Consider the following 24,308-nt stretch of genomic DNA (forward strand, 5'->3'; position numbering starts at 1 on the left):
GAGCGGTATTTCCGTTTCTCCGCTGGCCTGGGGAATGTGGCGTTTCAAGGGGGAATCCGTCGCCGACGCCCGCCTGCTGGTCGAGACCGCGCTGGAAAGCGGGATCACCCTTCTGGACACCGCCGATGTCTACGGCGCCGACACGCCCTATGGCTTCGGTTCCTCGGAGGTGCTGCTCGGCAAGGTGCTGCGCGACGCCCCGCACCTGCGCGAGAAGTTCGTGCTGGCCTCCAAGGGCGGCATCATCCTGGGCGTGCCCTACGACTCCAGCGCCGACTATCTGGTCGCCGCCTGCGAGGCCTCGCTGCAGCGCCTGGGCGTCGAGAAGATCGACCTCTACCAGATCCACCGCCCCGATGTTCTGGCCCATCCGGCCGAGATCGCCGCGGCGCTGGTGAAGCTGCGCGAGCAGGGCAAGATCGACGCCGTGGGCGTGTCGAACTACCTGCCAAGCCAGGTGGCCGCCCTGCAGGCGCACCTGCCGTTCCCGTTGGCCAGCATCCAGCCGGAGTTCTCGCCGTTGGCCATCGAACCACTGTCGGACGGCGTGCTCGACCAGGCGCTTGAACGTGATCTGGCCGTGCTGGCCTGGTCGCCGCTGGGCGGCGGCCGGCTGGTGGGGCAGGGGACCGACGATCGCGGCCGCGCCGTGATCGAGGCCCTCGACGTCATCGCCCGCGAGCAGCTCGTCGACCGCGCCGCCGTCGCGCTCGCCTGGATCATGGCTCACCCGTCGCGGCCGATCCCGATCGTCGGCTCGCAGACGCCCGAGCGGATCAAGGCCTCGGCCGACGCGCTTCGCGTGAAGCTGAGCCGCACCCAGTGGTACGCCATCCTGACCGCCAGCCGCGGAGTTCCCCTGCCGTGAGCGCCCTGCCTCCCTGTGAAGTCTCGTGGTTCTCGGCGCTGTGCGATGACGACTACGAGTTCCTCGGCGTTCCGGATCCGGCGCTGAAGGCCTCCTACGCCCACTGCCGCGACATCGCCCTGGCGGCCGAGAGCGGCGGGTTCGACAACCTGCTGCTGCCGTCGGGCTACAACCTCGGCATCGAGGGCGTGGCCTTCGCCGGCGGCCTGGCGCCGATCCTGCGCAAGCTGAAGCTGCTCCTGGCCATCCGCTGCGGCGAGATGTGGCCGCCGCAGCTGGCCCGCCAGATCGCCACCCTGGACCAGATGCTGGAGGGGCGCCTGACCCTCAACATCATCTCCAGCGACCTGCCGGGCGAGACCCTGGCCTCCGGGCCGCGCTATGCCCGCACGCTTGAAGCGATGCAGATCCTGCGGTCCCTGCTCAATGGCGAGAGCATCGATTTCCAGGGCGAGTTCTACAAGCTGAAGCTCGATCCGCCGCGCCTGCGCACGGTCTCGGGCAAGTGTCCGCCGTTCTATTTCGGCGGCCTGTCGCACGAGGCCCGCGAGGTCGCAGCCCAAGCCGCCGACGTCTACCTGATGTGGCCCGACCGCATGGAGGTGGTGAAGGAGACCATCGAGGACCTGCGCGCCCGCGCCGCCGCCCATGGCCGCACCCTTCGCTTCGGCTACCGCGTGCACGTGGTGGTGCGCGAGACCGAGCAAGAGGCGAGGGCGGCCGCCGACCGGCTGCTGTCCAAGCTGGACGCCAAGGAAGGCGAGGCCATCCGCGCCAAGTCGCTGGATGCGGCCTCGTTCGGCGTGCGCCGCCAGGCTGAACTGCGCGAGGCCTCGGCCGGCGACGGCTATGTCGAGGACAATCTCTGGACCGGCATCGGTCGGGCGCGGTCGGGCTGCGGCGCGGCTATCGTCGGCGATCCCGACCAGGTGCTGGCCAAGATCAACGCCTATCGCGAGATCGGGCTCGAGGCCTTCATCCTGTCGGGCTACCCGCACATCGCCGAAGCGGACCTCTTCGCCCGCCACGTGCTGCCGCGCCTGGACCATAGGCCGCTGTTCGGCTGAGGATCGTCCGGTTGCGGATCGCTTGACCGTTGTCGCCCGCCGGGCGCCCCTCGCGTGGGCGTTCGGCGGCGAAGCGGCATGTAGACGGCTCGGACCCTTGACCTGTGGAGCGCAGGGCGATGGACTTGCCTCGTCGCGCCCAAGGCGAGTGGTGCGCCATCGCAGATTTCGATCTCCAACCGCGTCTGACTTTTCAGAAAGAAGTCGGCCGTCGAAGTCGTGGTGCGCGATCAGTCAAGAACTGGTCAGGTTGCATATTAAATCATCTCGTTTGTGTGGCTCGGGAACACGGAGAAAAGTGGGCTGAGTAAATGGCGATTTCTGTTTTTTGACCTGGGGTCGGGAGTCAGGCTCGCCGGGTCAACAGCAGGGGATAGCCATGACCAAAGCCCATTCGAAACCCGACGTCGCACCGCGCTGGAAGCTGGCCTTGATGGCCGCCAGCGTGCTTTGCGGCGCCTCGCCGGCCCTGGCCCAGGAGAGCGCGCCTGAAGAGGTCGACGCCGTCGTGGTCACCGGCCGTCGCGTCTCGGAGGCCAGCGTGGCGATCGGCACGGACCAAGCCACGGCGACGGTGTCGATCACCCGCGAGGCGCTGCTGTCGGCCCCGGCCGGCGTCACCGGCCTGAAGATGCTGGAGAGCCTGCCAGGCTTCAACGTCCAGGCTAACGACGCGCTGGGCATGTACGAGTTCGGCAACTCGGTCTCGGTGCGGGCCTTCAATTTCCAGCAGATCGGCTTCCTGCTCGACGGCATCCCGATGGGCCGCAGCGACCAGTTTGGCGGCAGCCCGATCTATCGCTATGTCGACAACGAGAACCTGGCCCGCGTGCAGGCCTCGGCCGGGGCCGGCGACGTGGCCCTGCCCAGCTACGCCTCGTTGGGTCCGATCGTCGACTACTTCACCAAGACGCCCGACGCCGAGGCCGGCGGTTCGGCCAGCCAGACCTGGGGCGAGGACAATCTGCTGCGCAGCTTCCTGCGCCTGGAAAGCGGCAAGGTGGGCAACTTCTCGGGCTATGTGGCCGGTTCGTGGGTCAAGGGCGACCTGTGGCGCGGCCCCGGCACGATCAAACGCGAGCACTACGAGGGCAAGATCGACTACGCCTTCGAGAGCGGCGGGAACCTGACGTTCCAGACCGTGCACAACGACTATTACGACTACGACTCTCCGTCGATCACCAAGGCCCAGTACCTGGGCACGGCGGGCGACGCCTTCGGCCGTTCGGGGCGCGACTTCGCCTACCTCGGATACGTGCCCAGCCTGGCGGAGACCACGACTGGAGTTAAGTATTCGAACGCGCTCTACAACCAGTACTACAAGTTCGCGGTCAACGCCCGGCAGGACCACCTCTACGGTCTGTCGCTGAACAAGCCGATCGGCGAGAACTTCGAGATCCGCTCGACCGCCTATTACGAGGACAAGGGCGGCTACGGCGTCTCGCCGGAGGCCTACGCCACCTCGCTGGCCAGCTACAACGCCGAGAAGGCCTATGTCTCGGGCCTGACCGCGCCGAAGGGCCTGCAATACGGCCTGTCGGGCGTCGACGGCATCCGCAAGGGCGTCACGGTCGGCGGGACCTGGAGGACAGGCGCCCACACCGTGCAGGCGGGCGTCTGGCTGGAGAAGGACGACTACCACCGGACCCAGGCGCGCTATAACACCGTCAACGGCGATCCGGACGGCACGCCGCTGCTGAACGAGCCGGTGCACCTGCAGCGCAACTACGTCTCGACCCGCGAGACGACGCAGTTCTTCCTCAAGGACACGATCAAGCTGCTCGACGACCGCCTGAAGGTCGAGGTCGGTTTCAAGTCGACCGACATCGACTACAAGATCAGCGGCTATCGCAATCCGGCCGACTACATCGCCCAGCGCAAGCCGACGATCACCGACAACTGGAAGGACGGCTTCCTGCCGCAGGTGGGCCTGGTCTATTCGATCAACAGCCGCGACCAGGTGTTCGCCTCCTATTCGGAGAACCTGGCCCTGCCGCGCGGCGCCGACGACATCTTCTCGGCGGCCAGCCCCAGCGTGCCCGGACCTGAGCCGGAAACCTCGCAGAACCTGGAACTAGGCTATCGCGCCAACCGCGCGACGTTCAACGCCTCTGTGGTGGTCTACTACACCGCCTTCGACAACCGGCTGCAGTCCTACGCTTCGGTGGTGCCGGGCAGCACGACGACCGAGACCTTCTATCAGAACGTCGGGGCGGTCGAGGCGCACGGGGCCGAGTTCAGCGGCCAGTGGAAGCCCGAGCTGCTGGGCGGCAAGATCTATTTCAACACCAACCTGTCGTACAACCGCGCCGAGTTCGAGAACAACTTCGGGACCAACGCCATCGCCGGCAACACCCTGCCGGACTTCCCGACCTGGCTGTTCCAGGGCGGGGTGACCTGGGAGCCGGTCGACTGGGCCGTGGTCAACGTCTCGGCCCGCCATCTCAGCGACCGCTACACCAACATGACCAACACCGAGAAGACCGACGGCTACACCATCTGGAACGCCTATGTGGATCTCGGCGACGGCTTCGGCGTCGGGCCGCTGAAGCAGGTCAAGGCCCGCATCAACGTCGACAACATCTTCGACGAGGACTACCTCGGCACGATCAGCACCACGGTGAACACCGCGGCGACCTTCCGGCCGGGCTCGCACCGGACCTTCCAGGTCACGCTGTCGGCCGACTTCTGATCAAAGAAAACGCCGCGGGCTGAGCCCGCGGCGTCCTCTTGTTCGAACTGACGACTGCAATCAGGCCTTCGGCGCGGCCTTGTGCAGCCGGCGGCGGCGATCGATGGTCAGGGCGATCAGGGTCGCGACCGCGCCGGAGGCGAGGTAGAGCCCGATGGCCGGCAGGCCCCAGAAGCTGGCCAGGGCCAGGGCGGCCAGCGGCGCGAAGCCCGCGCCGATCAGCCACGACAGGTCCGAGGTCAGGGCCGCGCCGCTGTAGCGGAACTTGCGCAGGAAGCCCGAGCTGACCGCGCCCGAGGCCTGGCCGAACGACAGGCCCAGGATCGCGAAGCCGACGACGACATAGACGGTCTGGCCCAGGCTGCCGGCGTCCAGCAGCCACGGGGCCGCCAGGCTGAAGATCCCGATCAGCACAGCCGACAGCGCCAGCTGGTTCTGGCGGCTGATGCGGTCGGCGATCCAGCCTGAGGCCATGATCCCGACCACGCCGACCAGGGCGCCGGCCAGTTCGATGCGCAGGAAGTTCAGCGCCTCGCCGCCGTCGTCGTGCAGGCTGACCCACGACAGCGGGAACACCGTCACCAGGTGGAACATGGCGAAGGTGGCCAGCGGGGCGAAGGCGCCGATGATCACGTTGGACCCTTGCGCCTTCATCAGGCTGGTCAGAGGAACGGGGCTCAGCTGGCCCTTCTCGAACAGCTTGCCGAACTCCTCGGTGGCGACGATCCGCAGGCGGGCGAACAGGGCCACGACGTTGATCGCGAAGGCCGCGAAGAACGGGTAGCGCCAGCCCCAGTCGAGGAAGTCGGCCGAGCCCAGGCTGGCGACGAAGTAGGCGAAGAGGCCGCTGGCCAGCATGAAGCCGAACGGCGCGCCCAACTGCGGGATCATCGCGTACCAGCCGCGCTTCTTCTCCGGCGCGTTCAGCGCCAGCAGCGAGGCCATCCCATCCCAGGCGCCAGCCAGGGCCAGGCCCTGGCCGATACGGAAGGCCGCCAGGGCCCAGATCGCGGCGGCGCCGGCCGTGGCGTAGCCCGGCAGGAAGCTCATCGCGGCCGTCGAGCCGCCCAGCAGGAAGAGGGCGATGGTCAGCTTCACGCCGCGGCCATAGTTGCGGTCGATCGCGCCGAAGATCGCCGAGCCGATCGGGCGGGCCACGAAGGCCAGCGAGAAGATCGCGAACGAGCACAGGACGCCCGTCAGCCGGTCCACGAACGGAAAGAAGAGGTGAGGGAACACCAGCACCGAAGCGATGGCGTAGACGAAGAAGTCGAAGAACTCCGAGGTTCGCCCGATGATCACGCCGATGGCGATTTCGCCCGGGCGGACGCCCTTGTGGTCGGCGTGCAATCGCCGCGCGTCGCGCTCGAGGCCCGATGACGTCGGCAGTGCGAAATCCTGATTCATGCAGCTACGCGCCTTGTTCCTGTTGTTCCGTCCCAAACTCTTTTCAGCCGCCTTGCCGACGGTCTGAACGAGAGCATGAGACCAACTGCCCCGTTCTGGCAAACGCCTTGATGCGCCTTCGGCTCCTCATTTTCGTGCTGCACTGCGGCGCCTAGGACAAATGGTCCAATGTCGCGCCCCTGTGCGTTAGACTATCGCGCCGGCCAATGCGTCCGAAGTCCAGGTTCCCCATGATTCCGAGTCCATTGAAGAAGCTCGCCCTGCTGCCCCTGCTGCTCGCCCTGAGCGGCTGCGACTGGGTCGTGATGAACCCGTCGGGCGACATCGCCACGCAGCAGCGTGACCTGATCGTCCTGTCGACCGTGCTGATGCTCGTCATCATCGTGCCGGTCATCTTCCTGACCCTGTTCTTCGCCTGGAAGTACCGGCAGTCGAACACGACGGCCAAGTACGACCCCGACTGGCACCACTCGACCAAGCTCGAGATCGTGATCTGGGCCGCGCCGCTGGTGATCATCATGATCCTGGGCGCCGTCACCTGGACCAGCACCCACCTGCTCGACCCGTACCGTCCGCTCGACCGCCTGGCTCCGGGCCGCACGGCCGAGGGCGTCAAGCCGCTGAAGGTCCAGGTCGTCGCCCTCGATTGGAAGTGGCTGTTCATCTATCCCGAGCTGGGCGTCGCCACGGTCAACGAACTGGCAGCCCCGGTCGACACCCCGATCGACTTCGACCTGACCGCCTCGTCGGTGATGAACTCGTTCTACGTGCCCGCCCTGGCCGGCCAGATCTACGCCATGCCCGGCATGCGTACGAAGCTGCACGCCGTGATCAACAAGCCGGGCGTGTTCGACGGCTTCTCGGCCAACTACAGCGGCGAGGGCTTCTCGCACATGCGCTTCAAGTTCCACGGCATGAGCAAGGCGGAGTTCGACAAGTGGGCCGCCGACGTCCGCAAGAGCAACGACCGCCTCGACGGTACGCGCTACCTCGTGCTGGAAAAGCCGAGCGAAAAGGTGCCGCCGCAACGCTTCGCCTCGGTCGAGGCCGGCCTGTTCGACAAGGCGGTCAACCGCTGCGTCGAGCCGGGCAAGATGTGCCAGCACGACATGATGGCCATCGACAAGGCCGGCGGCCTCGGCATGGCCGGGACCACCAACGTCACCACCCTCGAATACGACAAGCGGGTTCGGCGCGGGGAGGGCGGCATCCGCTCGTTCGTCGCCGCGCTCTGCGCCCCCAAGTCCGCGCCCGCCGAAGCGCGCTGATCAAAGCCTAGAGATCATCATGTCCCCGGACCTCGTAAAAACGATCTTCGGCCGTCTCACATGGGACGCCATTCCCTTCCACGAGCCGATCCTGCTCGGCACGTTCGCCATGGTCGCGCTGGGCGGTATCACCGTCCTGGCCGCCCTGACCTACTTCAAGGTCTGGGGCTATCTGTGGCGTGAGTGGCTGACCAGCGTCGACCACAAGAAGATCGGGGTGATGTACATCATCCTGGCCATCATCATGCTGCTGCGCGGCTTCGCCGACGCCCTGATGATGCGCGCGCAACAGGCTATCGCTTTCGGCGACGCCGCCGGCTACCTGCCGCCGCACCACTACGACCAGGTCTTCACCGCCCACGGCGTGATCATGATCTTCTTCGTGGCGATGCCGCTGATCACCGGCCTGATGAACCTCGTCGTGCCGCTGCAGATCGGCGCCCGCGACGTGGCCTTCCCGTTCCTGAACAACTTCAGCTTCTGGATGACGGTCGGCGGCGCGGTGACGGTGATGCTGTCGCTGTTCGTCGGCGAGTTCGCCCGCACCGGTTGGCTGGCTTATCCGCCGCTCTCTAATTTGGCGTACAGTCCAGATGTCGGGGTAGACTACTACATCTGGTCGCTGCAGATCGCCGGCGTCGGCACCACCCTGTCGGGCATCAACCTGATCGTGACCATCGTGAAGATGCGCGCGCCGGGCATGAGCCTGATGAAGATGCCGGTGTTCACGTGGACCTCGCTCTGCAGCAACGTCCTGATCGTCGCCAGCTTCCCGATCCTCACGGCCGTCCTGGCCCTGCTGACCGCCGACCGCTACCTGCACACCAACTTCTTCACGAACGACTTCGGCGGCAACCCGATGATGTACGTGAACCTGATCTGGATCTGGGGTCACCCCGAGGTCTACATCCTGGTGCTGCCGGCCTTCGGCGTGTTCTCGGAAGTCGTTTCGACCTTCTGCGGCAAGCGCCTGTTCGGCTACAGCTCGATGGTCTACGCCACGGTCGTCATCACGATCCTGTCGTACATCGTGTGGCTGCACCACTTCTTCACCATGGGCTCGGGCGCCAGCGTGAACTCGTTCTTCGGGATCACGACCATGATCATCTCGATCCCGACAGGGGCGAAGATCTTCAACTGGCTGTTCACGATGTACCGCGGCCGCATCCGCTTCGAGGTGCCGATGCTGTGGACCGTGGGCTTCATGGTCACCTTCGTCATCGGCGGCATGACCGGCGTGCTGCTGGCCGTCCCGCCCGCCGACTTCGTCCTGCACAACTCGCTGTTCCTGATCGCCCACTTCCACAACGTGATCATCGGCGGCGTCGTGTTCGGCATGTTCGCCGGCATCGTCTACTGGTTCCCCAAGGCCTTCGGCTTCAAGCTCGACCCGTTCTGGGGCAAGGTCTCGTTCTGGTTCTGGCAGATCGGCTTCTTCTTCGCCTTCATGCCGCTCTACGTGCTGGGCCTGATGGGCGTGACCCGCCGCATGAGCCACTTCGAGGATCACAGCCTGCAGATCTGGTTCGTGATCTCGGCCTTCGGCGCCGTGCTGATCCTGATTGGCATCATCGCCTTCGTTCTGCAGATGGTCGTCGGCTACCTGAAGCGCGAGCAACTGGCCGATCCGACCGGCGACCCCTGGGGCGGCCGTACGCTGGAGTGGTCGACCTCGTCGCCGCCGCCGGCCTACAACTTCGCCTTCACGCCGGTGATCCACGAGATCGACGCTTGGCACGACATGAAGCAGCGCGGCTACGTGCGTCCGACCACCGGGTTCATCCCGATCCACATGCCGAAGAACACCGGCGCGGGGATCATCCTGGCCGGCATCAGCATCGTCGTCGGCTTCGCGATGATCTGGCACATCTGGTGGCTGGCCGTGGCGTCGTTCGTCGCCCTGGTCGGCGGGGCCATCGCCCACACCTTCAACTTCAAGCGTGACTACTACATTCCGGCCGAGGAGGTCGTCCGCGTTGAGGACGCCCGCACCGAAGCCCTGCGGAGCCTCGCGTAACCATGGCCCACGCCCAGACCCTGACCGAAGCGGGCGAAACCCGCTTCCACCTGACCGAGGACCACCATCCGGAGAACGGGACCCTGCTGGGGTTCTGGATCTATCTGATGAGCGACTGCCTGATCTTCGCGGTCCTCTTCGCGTGCTACGCCGTGCTCGGCCGCAACTACGCGGCCGGCCCCTCGGGGGCGGATCTGTTCGATCTGCCCATCGTGGCGGTGAACACCGCGCTGCTGCTGTTCTCGTCGATCACCTATGGCTTCGCCATGCTCTCGGCCCAGGCCAAGAAGGCGCCGGCGACGCTGATCTGGCTGGCGATCACGGGCCTCTTCGGCCTCGGCTTCCTGTCGCTGGAACTCTATGAGTTCCATCACCTGATCCACGAGGGCGCCGGCCCGCAGCGCAGCGCGTTCCTGTCGTCGTTCTTCGTGCTCGTCGGCACCCACGGCCTGCACGTGACCTTCGGCATCATCTGGCTCGTCACGCTGATGACCCAGGTCGCCAAGCGCGGCCTCGGCGTCGAGATGAAGCGTCGCCTGATGTGCCTGTCGATGTTCTGGCACTTCCTCGACGTCATCTGGATCGGCGTCTTCTCGTTCGTCTACCTGCTCGGAGTCCTGAAATGAGCGCGGCCAGCCACGATGCGCACCACGCGCACGATGACCACGGTCATGACCACGATGGCGGCGCCCACGGCTCGCTGAAGGACTATGTCATCGGCTTCGTGCTGGCGGTGATCCTCACCGCCATCCCGTTCTGGCTGGTGATGGGCCACGTTCTGCCGAGCAACCAGATGACCGCCATCGCCGTCATGGGCCTGGCGATCATCCAGGTGCTGGTCCACATGATCTACTTCCTGCACATGAACTCGCGTTCGGAAGGCGGCTGGACCATGCTGGCCCTGGTGTTCACCCTCGTCGTCGTGGTGATCACGCTGTCGGGTTCGCTGTGGGTCATGCACAACCTCGACACCCACATGATGGCCCCGATGCCGCACGACATGCGGGAAGTCCCCTGATGAAGGCCCGCCGCGGCGGCGTCCGGACGATCGCCCTGGCCGGGCTCTGCCTGGCCTTCACCGCGATCTTCCTGGCGCTCTGCGGCTGGCAGGTCCAGCGCAGGGCCTGGAAGCTCGACCTGATCGCCCGGGTCGAGCAGCGCATCCACGCAGAGCCGACCCCGCCCCCCGGTCCCGACCGCTGGGCGGGGATCAGCCAGGCCTCCGACGGCTATCGCCGCGTACGCCTCACGGGTCGCTTCCTGCACGACCGCGAGACCCTGGTTCAGGCCGTCACCCGCGAAGGGCCCGGCTTCTGGGTCATGACCCCGCTTTCCACCGACCAAGGCTTCGACGTCCTGGTCAATCGCGGCTTCGTTTCCGCCGATCACCGTGCGCCCGGAACGCGCCTGGCCGCCCAGGCCGCCGGTCCGGTCAGCGTCGTCGGCCTCCTGCGCCTGACCGAGCCGCACGGCGGCTTCCTGCGCACGAACGACCCTGCCGGCGACCGCTGGTACTCCCGCGACGTCTTGGCCATCGCCAAGGCCAAGGGGCTTGGCCCCACAGCGCCCTATTTCGTCGACGCCGACGCCACGGCCAACCCCGGCGGCTGGCCGATCGGCGGCTTGACCGTGGTCAATTTCCCCAACAGCCACCTGGTCTACGCCCTGACCTGGTTCGGCCTGGCGCTGCTGACCGGCGGGGCGGCCGCCTATGTTCTGTTCGACGCGCGCCGGAACCGGGTTAAAGAGGCCCCATGACGCCGACCGCCCGCATCCTGATCGCCGGCATGTCGGGCTGGCTTTCAGGGGCGCGGGCCGCGGACAACGCGGCGAACCCCGCCGACGCCATCGCCCGGCAGAACATGCTGCAGTTGATCCACCTGCGCTGGATCGCCGTGGTCGGGCAGGTGGTCACCATCCTGGCGGTGCACTTCAGCCTCGGCTTCCAACTGCCCCTGGCGGCGATGATGCTGGTGCTGGCGGCGCTGGTGGTGCTGAACCTCGCCAGCCTGCTGCGCCTGAAGAGCGCCAAGCCGCTGGGTCCCTACGATCTCTTCTCGGCCCTGGCGCTGGACGCCCTGGCCCTGACCGCCCAGCTCTATTTCAGCGGCGGCGCGACCAACCCCTTCACGACCCTCTATCTGATGCACGTGATCCTGGGCGTCGTCCTGCTCGAGGTCTGGGCCACCTGGGCGATCGTGTTCCTGACCAGCTTCTGCTTCCTGATGCTGGTGGCCTTCAACCGTCCGGTCATCGCCACGGGGCTCAGCGACCAGGCCTTCTTCGGCCTGTTCATCATGGGCATGCTGATGGGCGTGGTGCTGGACGCGGTGCTGCTGGTGACCTTCGTCTCGCGCATCAACACCAACCTGCGTCGCCACGACGCCCACCTGGCCGAGTTGCGCCAGCGCGCGGCGGAAGAGACCCACATCGTCCGCATGGGCCTGCTGGCCTCCGGCGCCGCGCACGAACTGGGCACGCCGCTGGCGACGCTGGACGTCATCCTCAGCGACTGGCGGCGGATGAAGGTGTTCGCCAAGCATCCCGAGCTGGCCCAGGAGCTGGAGGACATGCGCGGCGAGGTCCAGCGCTGCAAGCAGATCGTCACCGGCGTCCTGCTGTCGGCCGGCGAGGCGCGCAGCGGCGAGGTTCGGGTCAGCACCCTCCGGGCCTTTATGGACGAGGTGGTGGCCGAGTGGCGCGCCACCCGCAACAGCGACGTCCTGACCTACGAGACCGATCTCGTCACGCCGACCTCGATCGTTGCGGAATCGACCCTCAAGCAGGTGATCCACAACGTGCTCGACAACGCGCTGGACGCCTCGCCCGAGGCGGTGCGGCTGCATGCGAGCGTCAGCGGGGGGCTGATCGTCATCGAGGTCGATGACGACGGCCCGGGCTTCGCGGCCGAGACGCTGGAGAACTTCGGCCAGCCCTACAACTCGACCAAGGGGCGGGCAGGGGGCGGCCTTGGACTGTTCCTGGTGGTCAACGTGCTGCGCAAGCTGGGCGGCGCGGTCGGCGCGGAGAACCGTCCCGAGGGCGGCGCCAGCGTCGTCCTGACCCTGCCGTTGGCCTCGCTGCAGATCCGGAGGCGTCATGCCCGCTGAGCGCAAGCTGATCATCGTCGAGGACGACGAGAAGTTCGCCGCCACCCTCAAGCGCTCGTTCGAGCGCCGGGGTTATGAGGTGGTGCATGTGCACGGCTTGGACGAGGCCCTGACGGCGCTGGAGACCTTCTCGCCGCGCTACGCCGTGGTCGACCTCAAGCTGGCCGGGGAGTCGGGCCTGGCCTGCGTTCAGGCGCTGATCGCCCGTGATCCGGACATGCTGATCGTGGTGTTGACCGGCTTCGCCAGCATCGCCACGGCGGTGGAAGCCATCAAGCTGGGCGCCTGTCACTACCTGGCCAAGCCCTCCAACACCGACGACATCGAGGCCGCCTTCGGCAAGCGCGAGGGCGACGCCGACGCGACGATCGGCGAACGCGCCACCTCGCTGAAGAACCTCGAGTGGGAGCGGATCCACCAGACCCTGGTGGAGACCGACTTCAACATCTCCGAGACCGCGCGGCGCCTCGGCATGCACCGCCGCACCCTGGCCCGGAAGCTGGAAAAGCGCCGGATCAACTGACGGCTTCGCGCTGTTCTCACTCTTGCTGCTCGTCTCGATCCGAGGCCCGCCGGGCCGTCGGGCTCGCTGCGTCATGGCCGCAAGTCGCCGAATGAGCGCTGAACTAAATTGGTCTAAATTGGTATAGGCAATATCACGGACCAAAAATGGGCTGAGATCTGAAAATTTGTTAGGACAAATGGTCCGCTCTGCCGTATGCCGTTTTCTCGAACCTGCGGACCAGCCACAGAGCTGGCGGCATCGAGGGAGTAAGACGAGTGCGACACATTCGGCGACGCGCGGGCGGCTTGGTTCTGGCCCTGCTGGTCTCGGCGGCTCTGCCCGTCGGCGTCATGGCCCAACCGAGCGGGCAGGGGCCTGTTCTGGTCGGCGGCGCGGATCTGGCGGCCATGCGCAGCGAAGGCGAGCGCTATCCGATGTTCGCCGCCGAACTGAAGCGGGTGCGCAAGGAGGTCGACGCGGCCATGAAGGCCGGCATCGACGTGCCCGTGCCCAAGGATCCGGGCGGCGGCCGCACCCACGAGCAGCACAAGCGCAACTACATGGCCATCTACGGCGCGGGCATGCTGTACCGCGCCACGGGCGACAAGGCCTATGCCGGCTACGCCCGCCGCATGCTGCTGGAATACGCCAAGCTCTATCCGACGCTCGGCCTACATCCGGCCGCCAAGAACAATTCCGCCGGCAAGCTGTTCTGGCAGAGCCTGAACGATGCGGTCTGGGTGGTCTATTCGATCCAGGGCTACGACGCGATCCGCGACACCCTCAGCGACGCCGATCGGAAGACCATCGACGACGGCGTCTTCCGGCCGATGGCCAAGTTCATCGCCGACGACCAGCCGCAGGTCTTCGACATCATCCACAACCACGCCACCTGGGCCTGCGCCGCCGTCGGCATGACCGGCTATGTGCTGCGCGACCAGGTGATGGTGGAAAAGGCCCTGAAGGGCACAGACCGCACGGGCAAGGTCGGCTTCCTCAAGCAGATCGACGAGCTGTTCTCGCCGGACGGCTACTACGCCGAGGGGCCGTATTATCAGCGCTACGCCCTGCAGCCGTTCGTGCTGTTCGCCCACGCGATCAACGAGAACGAGCCGCAGCGGAAGATCTTCGAGTATCGCGGCGGCGTGCTGACCAAGGCGGTCCGCGCGGCGGTGCAGCTGACCTATGACGGCTACTTCTTCCCGTTCAACGACGCCCTGCTGGAAAAGAGCCTCAAGACCGACGAGCTCTACCAGTCGGTGGCCATCGCCTATGGCGCGACCAAGGATCCGTCGCTGCTGTCGATCGCCCGCTGGCAGGGCCGCACGACCCTGACGCCGGACGGCCTGGCCGTGGCCCGCGACCTGGCGGCCGGCAAGGAAAAGCCGTTCCCCTACGCCTCTATGCTGTTCCGCGACGGTCCGAACGGCGACCAGGGCGCGATCGCCGTCATGCGCGCCGGTCCGGGCGACGAGGACGAGGTCGTGGCGGTCAAGAACACCGCCCAGGGCATGGGGCACGGCCACTACGACAAGCTGAACTGGATCCTCTACGACGCTGGCCGGGCGATCGTCACCGACTACGGCGCGGCCCGCTTCCTCAACATCGAGGCCAAGGACGGCGGCCGCTACCTCAAGGAAAACGAGACCTGGGCCAAGCAGACCGTGGCCCACAACACCCTGGTGGTGAACGAGACCAGCCAGTTCGACGGCAAGGTCAAGGTCGCCAACACCCTGGCGCCCAGGCAGGTCTTCTTCTCCGCCGAGGGGACGGCGAAGATCAGCACGGCCGAGATGGCCGGCGCCTGGCCGGGCGTGACCTTCCGCCGCTCGATCGTGCAGATCGACGTCGGCGGCAAGGGCCCGCCGCTGGTGCTCGACCTCTTGAAGGTGCACGGCGAAAAGCCGGCCCAGTACGACTTGCCGCTGCACTTTTCCGGCCACATCATCGACGCCGGTTTCCCGCTGAAGCAGAACCTCGCCGAGCGCCCGGTGCTGGGCAAGGACGACGGCTACCAGCACCTTTGGGTCGACGCGACCGGAACGCCCGACGCCGCCAACGCCCGCCTGACCTGGATCAACGGCGAGCGCTTCTACACTTGGCGCATGCTGCCGCCGGCCGGGGCCGAGGTGATCCTGGGCGAAAGCGGCGCCAACGATCCGAAGTTCAACCTTCGCCGCGAGCCGGTGCTGATCCAGCGGGTGAAGGGCGCGACCGATGCGACCTTCGTCGGCGTGCTCGAGCCGCACGGCGCCTACGACCCGTCGGCGGAGACCACCGAAGGCAGCACCAGCCGCATCGAGGCCCTGCGCCACGTAAGGACGGCCGACGCCGACGTCGTCACCATCGTCCTGGCCGGCGGCCGTACGATCGTCCTGGCCATCGCCGACAGCGCCGAGCCCGGCGCCGCCCATAAGGCCACCGTCGACGGCGCGCCCTTCAGCTGGAAGGGCCACTTCGGCCGCTTCGACGGCGAGGACATCGGCCAATGAGGGGCGGGCTTCGCTGGCTGATCGTCAGCCTCGTCGGGCTGGCGACCGTCATCAACTACATCGACCGCAACGCCCTGGCCGTGATGTGGCCGGCCGTGTCGAAGGACATCGGCGCCGACAAGGCCGACTACGCCCTGCTGGTGACCATCTTCATGGTCGCCTACGCCTTCGGCCAGTCGCTGTTCGGCAAGGTGTTCGACGTCATCGGCACCCGCATGGGCTTCGCCGTCTCGATCCTGGTCTGGTCGCTGTCGATCGCCGCCCACAGTCTGGTGCGGTCGCTCGGCCTCCTGGCCCTGCTGCGCGTGACGCTGGGGATTTCCGAGGCCGGCAACTGGCCGGGCGCGGTCAAGGCCAACGCCCTGTGGTTCCCGCCGCGCGAACGCGCCCTGGCGCAGGGGATCTTCAACTCCGGCGCGGCGATCGGGGCGATCATCTCCGCGCCGCTGGTGGCCCTGCTGTTCGAGCTTTTGGGCTGGCGGGCGACCTTTCTGGTGGTTGGGGTGCTGGGCTTCCTGTGGTTGCTGCCGTGGCTCTTCATCTACCGCGCCGACCCCGGCGCCCATCCGTGGCTCAGCGAGGCCGAGCGCGCTCACATCGCCGATCGCGGCGAGGCGAGCGCGAAGGCCGGCTGGTCGCCGACCCTGCGCCAACTGCTGCGCCAGAAGCAGAGCTGGGCGATCATCGTCTCGCGCTTCTTCCTCGACCCGGTCTGGTGGCTGTTCGTCTCCTGGCTGCCGATCTACCTGGCGGAAAGCTTCGGCTTCGACGTGCGCAAGATCGGCCTGTTCGCCTGGGTGCCGTTCGTCGGCGCCATGCTGGGCAGCCTCGGCGGCGGCTGGCTGTCGGGGGCGCTGATCCGGCGCGGGTGGAAGACGCTCAGCGCCCGGCGCTTCGCGGTGACCCTGGGCGGCGTGATCATGCTGCCGGCCCTGCTGCTGACGGCCCGAGCGGCCGATCCGCTGACCGCCGTGCTGCTGATCGCCGTGATCCTGTTCGGCTTCCAGGTGGCCATCAACAACATCCAGACCCTGCCCAGCGACTATTACGGCGGCGGGGCCGTGGGCACGATCGCCGGCGTCGGCGGCACCGCCGCGGTGGCCGGCACCCTGGTCACCACCTGGCTGGTGCCGGTCATGACCCGGCACGGTTACGCCCCGATCTTCGTCCTGGCGGCGGCCATCGTGCCGCTGGGCGTCATCGCTCTCTGGCTGCTGGGCGGGCGCGAAAGCCCCGTGCCGGCGCCGGCTTCCGACATTCAGTAAAAGAGGGGACCCCATGAGGTTCAAGGACAAGGTCGCGCTGGTCACCGGCGGCGGCCGCGACATCGGCCGCGAGGTCTCGCTGCGGCTGGCCGCCGAAGGCGCGACCGTGGTGGTGAACTATCGCGGCGACGAAGCCTCGGCCCAAGAGACGGCTGCGCGCATCGAGGCGGCCGGCGGCAAGGCGGTGCTGCACCGCGCCGACGTCACCGACGCGGCCGAGGTCGCCGCCCTGGTGGCCGCCGCGGCCGGCGTGACCGGCAAGATCGACATTCTCGTCAACCTCGCCGGCGGCATGGTCGCCCGCAAGAGCCTGGCCGAGATGGACGAGGCCTTCTTCGACCAGGTCATGACCCTGAACCTGAAGTCAGCCTTCCTGGTGACCAAGGCGGCCCTGCCGCACATCCCGGACGGGGCGGCGATCATCAACATCGCCTCGCTGGCCGGCCGCGACGGCGGCGGCCCCGGGGCCAGCGTCTACGCCGCCTCCAAGGGCGCGCTGATGACCCTGACCCGCGGCTGGGCCAAGGAACTGGGACCGCGCGGCATTCGCGTCAACGCCCTATGTCCGGGCCTGATCGGCACCAGCTTCCACGACATCTTCTCCAAGCCCGAAGGCCGCGCGGCCGTCGCCGGCAACACCCCGCTGCGTCGCGAGGGCGCGCCCGAGGAAGTGGCCGCCGCAGTGGCCTTCCTGGCCTCGCAGGACGCCTCGTTCCTGGCCGGGGTCAATCTCGACATCAACGGCGGGCTGGCCTTCTCGTAAGGCCGGCCGCGACGGCAAAGACAAGGAGGGAGGATCCAATGAAAATCAGAACCGCGATGCTCGCGGCCCTGGTCCTGGCGGCGGCTCCGGCCGCCGTCCTGGCCCAGCCGCCCGGCCCGCAGAAGGATCGTGAGCCGCGCACCGACGCCGCCCAGATCAAGCCCTACAAGATCATCCTGGTGGGCGACTCCACCATGGCCCCGGGCAGCGGCTGGGCCTCGGCCTTCTGCGACTATCACGTCAAGTCGTCGCTGAACTGCCTGAACCTCGGCCGGGGCGGGCGCTCGACTCGCAGCTACCGCGCCGAGGGCTCGTGGGACATCGCGCTGAACGAAGCGCGGGTGAAGGGCTACGCCGCCACCTACGTGCTGATCCAGTTCGCCCACAACGACCAGTCGTCCAAGGGCGAGCGCTGGACCGACATGACCACCGAATTCCCGGCCAACCTGAAGCGGTTCGTCGAGGAGGTCAGAGCGGCCGGCGCCGAGCCGGTGCTGCTGACGCCTCTGACCCGCCGCGAGTTCGCCGGCGGCCAGCTGAAGAACACGCTGGAGCCCTGGTCGGAGGAGGTGCGCAAGGTCGCCGCCGAGACCAAGACGCCGCTGGTGGACCTCAACAAGTCCAGCGCCGCCGTCGTGCGCAAGCTGGGCGCCGTCGACTCCATGAAGCTGGCCCAGGCCGAACCGCTGGAGAACGAGGTCGCAGCCGCCAATGCCGGCACGACCCTGCCACCACGCGCAGCCGAGGAGGCGCGCCAGCCCGACGTCCCGACGACCGAGACCGGGCCGCGCGGGCAGTTGGTGCGCAAGTTCGACTACACCCATGTCGGCGAGACCGGCGCGCGGGTGTTCGCCCGGCTTGTCGCCAACGACCTGGCCGCTGCCGTGCCGGCGCTGCGCAGCCAACTGGTTCCTTAAGCCGAGGAGGATGCGGAAGCGGCCTCGCGCCACGGCCCTGGCCGGGGTCGCTTCCGCGCGCCTGTCTGGAGAAAATTGGTATACATATGGTCCGGTTCAGATTGGCCTGAATATTTCTAAAATTGGTCCGAGAATCCGCCTTGACGCACCTGCGGTGAGGTCGCACGGTTCCGGCATAAGAAAAGAAGGGGAGGGAGCAAACATGCACGTCGCCAATACTCCGCGCAGCCAGTCGCGGTTCGCGGTCCTGCGGTCGGTCCTGAGCTGCGGCGTCGCCGCCTCGGCCATCGCGTTCGCCGCCGGCGCTTCGGCCCAGGAGGCGGTCGCCACCGCGCCGGCCGACCAGCCGATCACCGACAATTCGGTCGACGAGGTGGTGGTCAGCGCCGTCCGCCAGACCATGCAGAACTCGATCGCGGTGAAGCGCGACACGACGGCCATCGTCGACGCCCTGTCGGCCAACGAGATCGGCGACCTGCCGGGGCAGTCGATCGGCGAAGCGATCATGACCATCACCGGCGCCACCGCCGACCGCGGCAACTACGGCCCGACGGAAGTGTCGCTGCGGGGCCTGGGCTCGTTCCTGTCGGCCACCACCTTCAACGGCCGCGAGGCCTCGAACGGCAGCGGCGACCGCGCCGTCAACTTCGGCCAGTTCCCGTCCGAGCTGTTCAACGGCATCAAGATCTACAAGTCGCAGCAGGCCGACCTGATCGAGGGCGGCGTCGCCGGCACGATCGAGATGGAGACCAAGAAGCCGCTCGACTACGGCAAGCGGCTGGCCCAGGTGGAGCTGAAGGGCAACTACAATCCCTACCAGAAGCGGATCACCGGCTCCGATCCCTGGGGCTGGCGCGGCACCGCCAGCTATGTCGACCAGTACGAGTTGGGCAAGCTGGGCGATGTCGGGATTTCATTGGGCATCCAGCGCAACCAGGTCGACGACCCGGCCGAGTCCTACGTGGCGTCGAACACCTGGGTGGCCTGCAACCCCAGCATCGTCAGCACCGGCAACTGCACCGAGGTGAGCCGCGCCCAGGCCGCCGCCGGCACGCCGTTCTACCTGACGCCCAACTCGATGACCTATCGCCAGCTGACCGCCAAGGAAAAGCGCGACGCCTTCTTCGGCGCTCTGCAATGGCAGCCCAACGACCGCTTCGACGCCAATTTCGACGTCGAATATTCCAAGCGGAACTACCAGGAAGACCGCCACGACCTGGGTCTGGCCGAGACCCGCTACAACCTGCACAACGTGCAGTACGACGATGACGGCCGGCTGCTCTACGCCGAGGGCTCGAGCACGCTGCAGTCGGTCTCGACCCTGTTCCAGCGGGAAGAGGAATATATCGGCGGCGGCGGCAATTTCGAGTTCGAGGCCACCGATCGTCTGACCCTGAAGGCTGATATCTCCTACAGCCAGACCACCCGCACGGACCTGACCCGTTCGGTGCGCCTGCGCTCGGATCCGCTCGACATCTACGGCGTGCGCACGGCGATCAACAATCAGCGGGTGCCCTACGTCTACGACGCCCGCAACGGCTTCGCGCCGACCATCACCATCGACCCGCGCTTCAACCTCGACGACTGGTCGCTGTTCAGCGACGACGCCCGCCTGACCCGCGAGGAGGAGGAGAAGAAGGACCGCATCTTCGCGACCCGCTTCGACGCCAGCTACGCGCTTGACGGCTTCATCACCAAGGTGGACGCGGGCCTGCGCTATTCACGCCGCCGCTACACCACCTATGACGACCTGGTCACCATCGACCAGAACAGCCTGGCGGTGGACCGGGCGGTGAACCTGGCCTGCCGCACCAACTTCCCGCAGTCGGACTACCTGGCGGACGCGCCCAACAACACGATCCACAGCTGGGCGACCTTCGACACCCTCTGCCAATTCCGCAACTATCTGGGAACGGAGGATCCCGGCGGCACGGGCGACACCCGCTCGGTGGCCAACGCCGACGTCACCGAGACGGTGTGGTCGGGCTACGTCATGGCGTCCTACAAGGGCGAGGCGGCGGGCATGCCGGTGCGCGGCAACTTCGGCGTCCGCGTGGTCGACACCAGCGTCGTCTCCAAGGGCCTGCGGGCCGGTCTGGAAGTGGTCAACAACAGCGACGGTTCGATCCGCCTGGTCGAGACCGGCGAGTTCGACGACACCCGGATCAAGGCCTCCAGCTTCCGCGTGCTGCCCAGCGTCAACGCCAATTTCGACCTGAACCCCAAGACGGTCGGCCGGATCGCCCTCTACCGCGCCATGTCGCGGCCCGCGCCGAGCAGCCTGGCGGCTGGGCGGACCATCACCCTGCAGGACGGCACGGACTTCACCTCGATCCAGGACGCCATCGGCGAGATCGTCGCCAGCGGCAGCCCGCGCCTGAAGCCGATCATGTCGTGGAACGCCGACGTGGCGCTGGAATACTACTACAACCGCGACACCATCCTGGCGACGACGCTGTACTACAAGCAGTTCACCGGCGGCTTCATCCCGGTGACCATCGACGAAGAGTTCGTCATCGACGGCCAGAACGTCACGGTGCCGGTCACCCAGACACAGAACAGCGACGACAAGAGCCACGTCTACGGCGCGGAGTTCACGCTCTCGAACAAGTTCAGCTGGCTGCCCAAGCCGCTCGACGGCTTCGGCGGCAAGCTGAGCTACAACTACGCGATCACCAACTTCAAGAACCACGACATCCGCCTGGGCGACGTCATCGACCCCGACACCGGCGTGGTGACCGAAGGCATGATCCCGGCCGCGGGCCTGAACGGCTATTCCAAGCACGTGCTGTCGGCCCAGCTCTATTACGAGGCCGGCCCGCTGACGCTGCAGGGCATCTACCGCTACCGCTCGCGCTATTATCAGGACTTCGTCGGCGGCAACGCCCAGCTGCGCTACATCTCGGGCGGCGACGCCTTCGACTTCACCGCCCAGTACAAGCTGAACAAGAAGGTCGACATCCGCCTGCAGGGCCTCAACCTGTTCAACGAGGTGAAGGTCGACTCGATGCCGATCCAGGGCAGCACCCGGAACTACCAGTACTTCGGGCCGCAGTTCTTCGCTTCGATACGCGCGCGCTTCTAGGGCCGATTGGCGGCCGTGGTGCAAACCAATTTGCTATTCCAATTTTAATCCGATTGGGGCAAATCTGGCGACGCAACAACGTCTTAGAGGGGCGCCATGGCCGACCGCCGGCTGTTCGAGGAAATCGCCGACAAGATCGCCGGCATGGTCCGGGCCGGAGAGTTTCCGCCCGGCTCCAGGCTGCCGGGCGAGCGGGAGATGTCCGAACGACTGGGCGTCAGCCGGGTGACGGTGCGCGAGGCCGAGATTGCGCTCCAGGCCCGGGGCACCCTGCGCATCCGCGCCGGCTCGGGGGTCTATGTCTGCGGCCCGGTCGCGCCCGACGCCGCTGGCGGCGACAACCTGCCCACGGTCAGCGCCTTCGAACTGACCGAGGCCCGCTCGCTGTTCGAGTCCGAGGCCGCGGCCCTGGCCGCGCCGATCATCTCGGACGCGGACCTCGCCAAGCTCGACGCCCTGTTGATCGAGATGGTCGAGGCCGGCGACGACGACGCCCGCTCGACGGCGGTGGACCGCGAGTTCCACATGACCATCGCCTCGGCCTCGGGCAATCGCGTCATCATCCACACGATCAAGACCCTCTGGAAGTTCCGCATGGAAGATCCCGAGGTGCGCCGCACCCACGAGTCGATCTGCCATCACGACGGCGACGCCCGCCAGAACGAGCACGCCGCCGTGGTCGAGGCCCTGCGCCGTCGCGACGCCAAGGCCGCCCGCCAGGCCATGCGCCTGCACTTCTCGCGCCTGTTGGAAGCCATGCTCGACGCCACCGAGCAGCAGGAGCGTCAGGCCTTGGAACGCAAGGCCGCCGAGAGCCGCAGCCGGTTCCTGATCAGCGCCCGGATGGGCTAGGCGCCGGTCAGTTGACCGCGTCGAGGATCGCCCGCACCCGCGCGGCGAGGGCTGAAGGCGCGTAGGGCTTGTCGATCATCGGGTATTCGTTGGCCCAGTCCTCGGCCTCCTGGCCGATGAAGCCCGAGGTCAGCAGCACCTTCAGGCTGGGCCGCTTGACGCGGGCCTTGCGGGCCAGGTCCAGGCCCGTGATCCCGCCAGGCATCACCACGTCGGAGAACAGCAGGTCGAAGCCGTCGCCGTTGCGCAGCCGGCGCAGGGCGCTGGCGGCGTTGCGCGCCGCGGCGACGTGGTAACCCAGCGGCCGCAGGGTATCGACCGCCAGGGCCAGCACGGCCGGATCGTCCTCGACCACCAGGATCCGCTCGGTGCCGACCGGCACGCTGGCGGCGGGTCCCTCGACCTGGACTTCCACGCTCGACGGCGCGCAGGCCGGCAGGTCGATGCGGAAGGTGGCGCCGGCGCCGGGGCTGGTGGTCACCTCGATCTCGCCGCCCGACTGCCGCACGAAGCCATAGACCTGTGACAGGCCCAGGCCCGAGCCCTTGCCCACCTCCTTGGTGGTGAAGAACGGCTCGAAGATGCGTGAGGCCACTTCCGGCGACATGCCGGGACCGCTGTCGCTGACCTCCAGCTGGTGACCGGCCGCGCCGGTGCGGACCAGGATCTTCAGCAGGCCCGCGCCGTCCATGGCGTCGCGGGCGTTGACCGCCAGGTTCAGCAGCACGCTCTCCAGCTGGGCGACATCGACATGCACCCAGCCCTGTTCGGTCGAGTGCTCGACCTCGATGGTGACGGCCTCGCCCACGGCCTGGCGCAGCAGGGACGAGAACTCGCGGACGAGATCATTAAGTTCGACCGTCGCCGGGTCCAGCCGCTGCCGCCGCGAGAAGGCCAGGAGCTGACGAGTCAGGGCCGCGCCGCGCTCGGCCGCCTGGCGGGCCGCCGTGATCTGCCGGGCATAGGGAAAGGCGTCGCCGCAGCGGCGCTGCACCAGGTCGATGTTGCCCAGCACCACGGTCAGCAGGTTGTTGAAGTCGTGGGCCACGCCGCCGGTGAGCTGGCCGACGGCCTCCATCTTGCGGGCGTGAGACAGGGCCTCTTCCAGGCCGCGGCGGTCGGTGTTGTCGAACAGGGCGCCGAAGACCAGGGCGCGGCCGGTGTCGTCGTCGTAGGCCAGGACGCCCTGGTCGATGAAAGAGCGATATTCGCCGTCGGCCCGCAGCCAGCGGTACTCGCAGGTGTAGGAGCCCGTCCTTATGGCCTCGGCCTGGGCCCGGGCCACCACGGCGCGATCTTCGGGATGCACCCGGTCGATGCCCAACTCGGCCTCGCCCAGAAGCTGTTCGGCTGGAAAGCCGGTCAGACGCTCGGCATTGTCGCTCAGCGACAGCGGGGTGTGGGGCGGCTCAGCCAGGCGGGAGTGGAAGACGATCGGCAGCACCCGCAGGATGGCCTGCTGGCGCTCCTCGTTGCTGCGCAGAGAGCGCTCGGCCGCGGCCTTCTCGGCCTGGACGCGGGCGTATTCCTCCAGCAGGGCCTTCTGGTGCTCGGCCTGGCGGGCCAGTTCCAGCGTCTTGACGTGCAGATCGACCAGCACCTGCACCTTGGAGCGCAGGATGAACGGATCGACCGGCTTGAACACCACGTCCACCGCGCCAGCCGAATAGGCCTTGAAGATGTGGGTCTCGTCGCGGAACACGGCGGTCAGGAAGACGATCGGCACGTTGCGCGTGCGGCGGCGCTGGCGGATCAGGGCGGCGGTCTCGTAGCCGTCCATGCCTGGCATGTGCAGGTCGAGCAGGATCACCGCGAAGTCGTCGGTCAGCAGTCGCCGCAGCGCCTCCTCGCCGGAACGGGCGATGACCAGTTCCTGGCCCAGGCTCTCCAGCGCCTGGACGGCGGCGAAGGCATTGCGCTCGTCGTCGTCGACGATGAGGATCTTGGTGACCGGCTGCGGCTCGGGCTCGAGCGGCGGGAACTGGACGGCGGGCACCATG

At 67.3% G+C, this 24,308-nt stretch carries 18 protein-coding genes; 16 read left to right on the forward strand and 2 right to left on the reverse strand.

Annotation, left to right across the window (positions count from 1 at the left end; all coding sequences use genetic code 11):
• The first annotated feature begins 34 nt into the window (after positions 1-34).
• From AC07NS_RS22790 to AC07NS_RS22800, 3 genes are all read left to right on the forward strand, one after another.
• Entirely contained in the window at positions 35-868 is an 834-nt protein-coding gene (locus AC07NS_RS22790; RefSeq protein ID WP_494606970.1) for an aldo/keto reductase, read from the forward strand.
• Positions 865-1,935, forward strand: coding sequence for an LLM class flavin-dependent oxidoreductase (locus tag AC07NS_RS22795; RefSeq protein ID WP_494606972.1), 1,071 nt, complete (start codon positions 865-867; stop codon positions 1,933-1,935). Before AC07NS_RS22790 ends, AC07NS_RS22795 begins: the two co-directional genes overlap by 4 nt.
• Positions 1,936-2,314: 379 nt before the next feature.
• The gene (locus tag AC07NS_RS22800; RefSeq protein ID WP_494606974.1) at positions 2,315-4,627 is read left to right on the forward strand and encodes a TonB-dependent receptor family protein; all 2,313 of its coding nucleotides are present in this window, start codon (positions 2,315-2,317) and stop codon (positions 4,625-4,627) included.
• Between the two features lie 60 nt (positions 4,628-4,687).
• Here AC07NS_RS22800 and AC07NS_RS22805 read toward each other — a convergent pair whose 3' ends face one another.
• A complete protein-coding gene (locus AC07NS_RS22805) occupies positions 4,688-6,034 on the reverse strand; it encodes an MFS transporter (RefSeq protein WP_494606976.1) in 1,347 nt (448 codons plus the stop codon).
• A 206-nt stretch (positions 6,035-6,240) separates the two neighbouring features.
• On the opposite strand from AC07NS_RS22805, the gene cyoA reads away from it, so the two are divergent.
• From cyoA to AC07NS_RS22870, 13 genes are all read left to right on the forward strand, one after another.
• Entirely contained in the window at positions 6,241-7,302 is a 1,062-nt protein-coding gene (cyoA, locus tag AC07NS_RS22810; RefSeq protein ID WP_494606978.1) for a ubiquinol oxidase subunit II, read from the forward strand.
• Positions 7,303-7,321: 19 nt separating this feature from the next.
• Positions 7,322-9,319, forward strand: coding sequence for a cytochrome o ubiquinol oxidase subunit I (gene cyoB, locus AC07NS_RS22815; RefSeq protein ID WP_494606980.1), 1,998 nt, complete (start codon positions 7,322-7,324; stop codon positions 9,317-9,319).
• A 2-nt stretch (positions 9,320-9,321) separates the two neighbouring features.
• Positions 9,322-9,945, forward strand: coding sequence for a cytochrome o ubiquinol oxidase subunit III (cyoC, locus tag AC07NS_RS22820; RefSeq protein ID WP_494606982.1), 624 nt, complete (start codon positions 9,322-9,324; stop codon positions 9,943-9,945).
• Entirely contained in the window at positions 9,942-10,337 is a 396-nt protein-coding gene (cyoD, locus tag AC07NS_RS22825; RefSeq protein WP_487290922.1) for a cytochrome o ubiquinol oxidase subunit IV, read from the forward strand. The genes cyoC and cyoD overlap by 4 nt, the downstream gene beginning before the upstream one ends.
• Positions 10,337-11,077: an SURF1 family protein gene (locus AC07NS_RS22830; protein ID WP_494606984.1), complete on the forward strand. Its 741-nt coding sequence runs from the start codon at positions 10,337-10,339 to the stop codon at positions 11,075-11,077. Before cyoD ends, AC07NS_RS22830 begins: the two co-directional genes overlap by 1 nt.
• A complete protein-coding gene (locus AC07NS_RS22835) occupies positions 11,074-12,429 on the forward strand; it encodes an ATP-binding protein (protein ID WP_494606985.1) in 1,356 nt (451 codons plus the stop codon). The genes AC07NS_RS22830 and AC07NS_RS22835 overlap by 4 nt, the downstream gene beginning before the upstream one ends.
• On the forward strand, positions 12,419-12,952 hold the full coding sequence (locus AC07NS_RS22840; protein ID WP_494606987.1) for a response regulator transcription factor: 534 nt from the start codon (positions 12,419-12,421) through the stop codon (positions 12,950-12,952). The genes AC07NS_RS22835 and AC07NS_RS22840 overlap by 11 nt, the downstream gene beginning before the upstream one ends.
• A gap of 257 nt (positions 12,953-13,209) precedes the next feature.
• On the forward strand, positions 13,210-15,426 hold the full coding sequence (locus tag AC07NS_RS22845) for an alginate lyase family protein (RefSeq protein ID WP_494606989.1): 2,217 nt from the start codon (positions 13,210-13,212) through the stop codon (positions 15,424-15,426).
• Positions 15,423-16,691 carry an MFS transporter gene (locus AC07NS_RS22850; RefSeq protein WP_494606990.1) on the forward strand — a complete coding sequence of 423 codons (1,269 nt, stop codon included), beginning with the start codon at positions 15,423-15,425 and terminating at the stop codon, positions 16,689-16,691. The genes AC07NS_RS22845 and AC07NS_RS22850 overlap by 4 nt, the downstream gene beginning before the upstream one ends.
• 13 nt (positions 16,692-16,704) lie before the next feature.
• On the forward strand, positions 16,705-17,454 hold the full coding sequence (locus tag AC07NS_RS22855) for an SDR family NAD(P)-dependent oxidoreductase (RefSeq protein ID WP_494606991.1): 750 nt from the start codon (positions 16,705-16,707) through the stop codon (positions 17,452-17,454).
• Between the two features lie 38 nt (positions 17,455-17,492).
• Complete coding sequence (locus tag AC07NS_RS22860; protein ID WP_494606993.1) at positions 17,493-18,371, forward strand: rhamnogalacturonan acetylesterase; 879 nt, start codon at positions 17,493-17,495, stop codon at positions 18,369-18,371.
• A 202-nt stretch (positions 18,372-18,573) separates the two neighbouring features.
• Positions 18,574-21,456 carry a TonB-dependent receptor gene (locus AC07NS_RS22865; protein ID WP_494606995.1) on the forward strand — a complete coding sequence of 961 codons (2,883 nt, stop codon included), beginning with the start codon at positions 18,574-18,576 and terminating at the stop codon, positions 21,454-21,456.
• A 96-nt stretch (positions 21,457-21,552) separates the two neighbouring features.
• The gene (locus AC07NS_RS22870; protein WP_494606996.1) at positions 21,553-22,308 is read left to right on the forward strand and encodes a FadR/GntR family transcriptional regulator; all 756 of its coding nucleotides are present in this window, start codon (positions 21,553-21,555) and stop codon (positions 22,306-22,308) included.
• A 7-nt stretch (positions 22,309-22,315) separates the two neighbouring features.
• Here AC07NS_RS22870 and AC07NS_RS22875 read toward each other — a convergent pair whose 3' ends face one another.
• Complete coding sequence (locus AC07NS_RS22875) at positions 22,316-24,307, reverse strand: response regulator (protein WP_494606997.1); 1,992 nt, start codon at positions 24,305-24,307, stop codon at positions 22,316-22,318.
• Between the last annotated feature and the right edge of the window lies 1 nt (position 24,308).

It is taken from the genome of Caulobacter sp. GW821-FHT10A10 (assembly GCF_059415745.1).

Bases quoted from the DNA above. Each gene is read 5' to 3' on its own strand.
- AC07NS_RS22835 (WP_494606985.1), top strand. From the start codon at position 11,074: ATGACGCCGACCGCCCGCATCCTGATCGCCGGCATGTCGGGCTGGCTT.
- cyoB (WP_494606980.1), top strand. From the start codon at position 7,322: ATGTCCCCGGACCTCGTAAAAACGATCTTCGGCCGTCTCACATGGGAC.
- AC07NS_RS22805 (WP_494606976.1), bottom strand. From the start codon at position 6,034: ATGAATCAGGATTTCGCACTGCCGACGTCATCGGGCCTCGAGCGCGAC.
- cyoC (WP_494606982.1), top strand. From the start codon at position 9,322: ATGGCCCACGCCCAGACCCTGACCGAAGCGGGCGAAACCCGCTTCCAC.
- AC07NS_RS22790 (WP_494606970.1), top strand. From the start codon at position 35: ATGTGGCGTTTCAAGGGGGAATCCGTCGCCGACGCCCGCCTGCTGGTC.
- AC07NS_RS22865 (WP_494606995.1), top strand. From the start codon at position 18,574: ATGCACGTCGCCAATACTCCGCGCAGCCAGTCGCGGTTCGCGGTCCTG.
- AC07NS_RS22855 (WP_494606991.1), top strand. From the start codon at position 16,705: ATGAGGTTCAAGGACAAGGTCGCGCTGGTCACCGGCGGCGGCCGCGAC.
- AC07NS_RS22875 (WP_494606997.1), bottom strand. From the start codon at position 24,307: ATGGTGCCCGCCGTCCAGTTCCCGCCGCTCGAGCCCGAGCCGCAGCCG.
- AC07NS_RS22840 (WP_494606987.1), top strand. From the start codon at position 12,419: ATGCCCGCTGAGCGCAAGCTGATCATCGTCGAGGACGACGAGAAGTTC.
- AC07NS_RS22850 (WP_494606990.1), top strand. From the start codon at position 15,423: ATGAGGGGCGGGCTTCGCTGGCTGATCGTCAGCCTCGTCGGGCTGGCG.
- cyoD (WP_487290922.1), top strand. From the start codon at position 9,942: ATGAGCGCGGCCAGCCACGATGCGCACCACGCGCACGATGACCACGGT.
- AC07NS_RS22860 (WP_494606993.1), top strand. From the start codon at position 17,493: ATGAAAATCAGAACCGCGATGCTCGCGGCCCTGGTCCTGGCGGCGGCT.
- cyoA (WP_494606978.1), top strand. From the start codon at position 6,241: ATGCGTCCGAAGTCCAGGTTCCCCATGATTCCGAGTCCATTGAAGAAG.
- AC07NS_RS22870 (WP_494606996.1), top strand. From the start codon at position 21,553: ATGGCCGACCGCCGGCTGTTCGAGGAAATCGCCGACAAGATCGCCGGC.
- AC07NS_RS22800 (WP_494606974.1), top strand. From the start codon at position 2,315: ATGACCAAAGCCCATTCGAAACCCGACGTCGCACCGCGCTGGAAGCTG.
- AC07NS_RS22830 (WP_494606984.1), top strand. From the start codon at position 10,337: ATGAAGGCCCGCCGCGGCGGCGTCCGGACGATCGCCCTGGCCGGGCTC.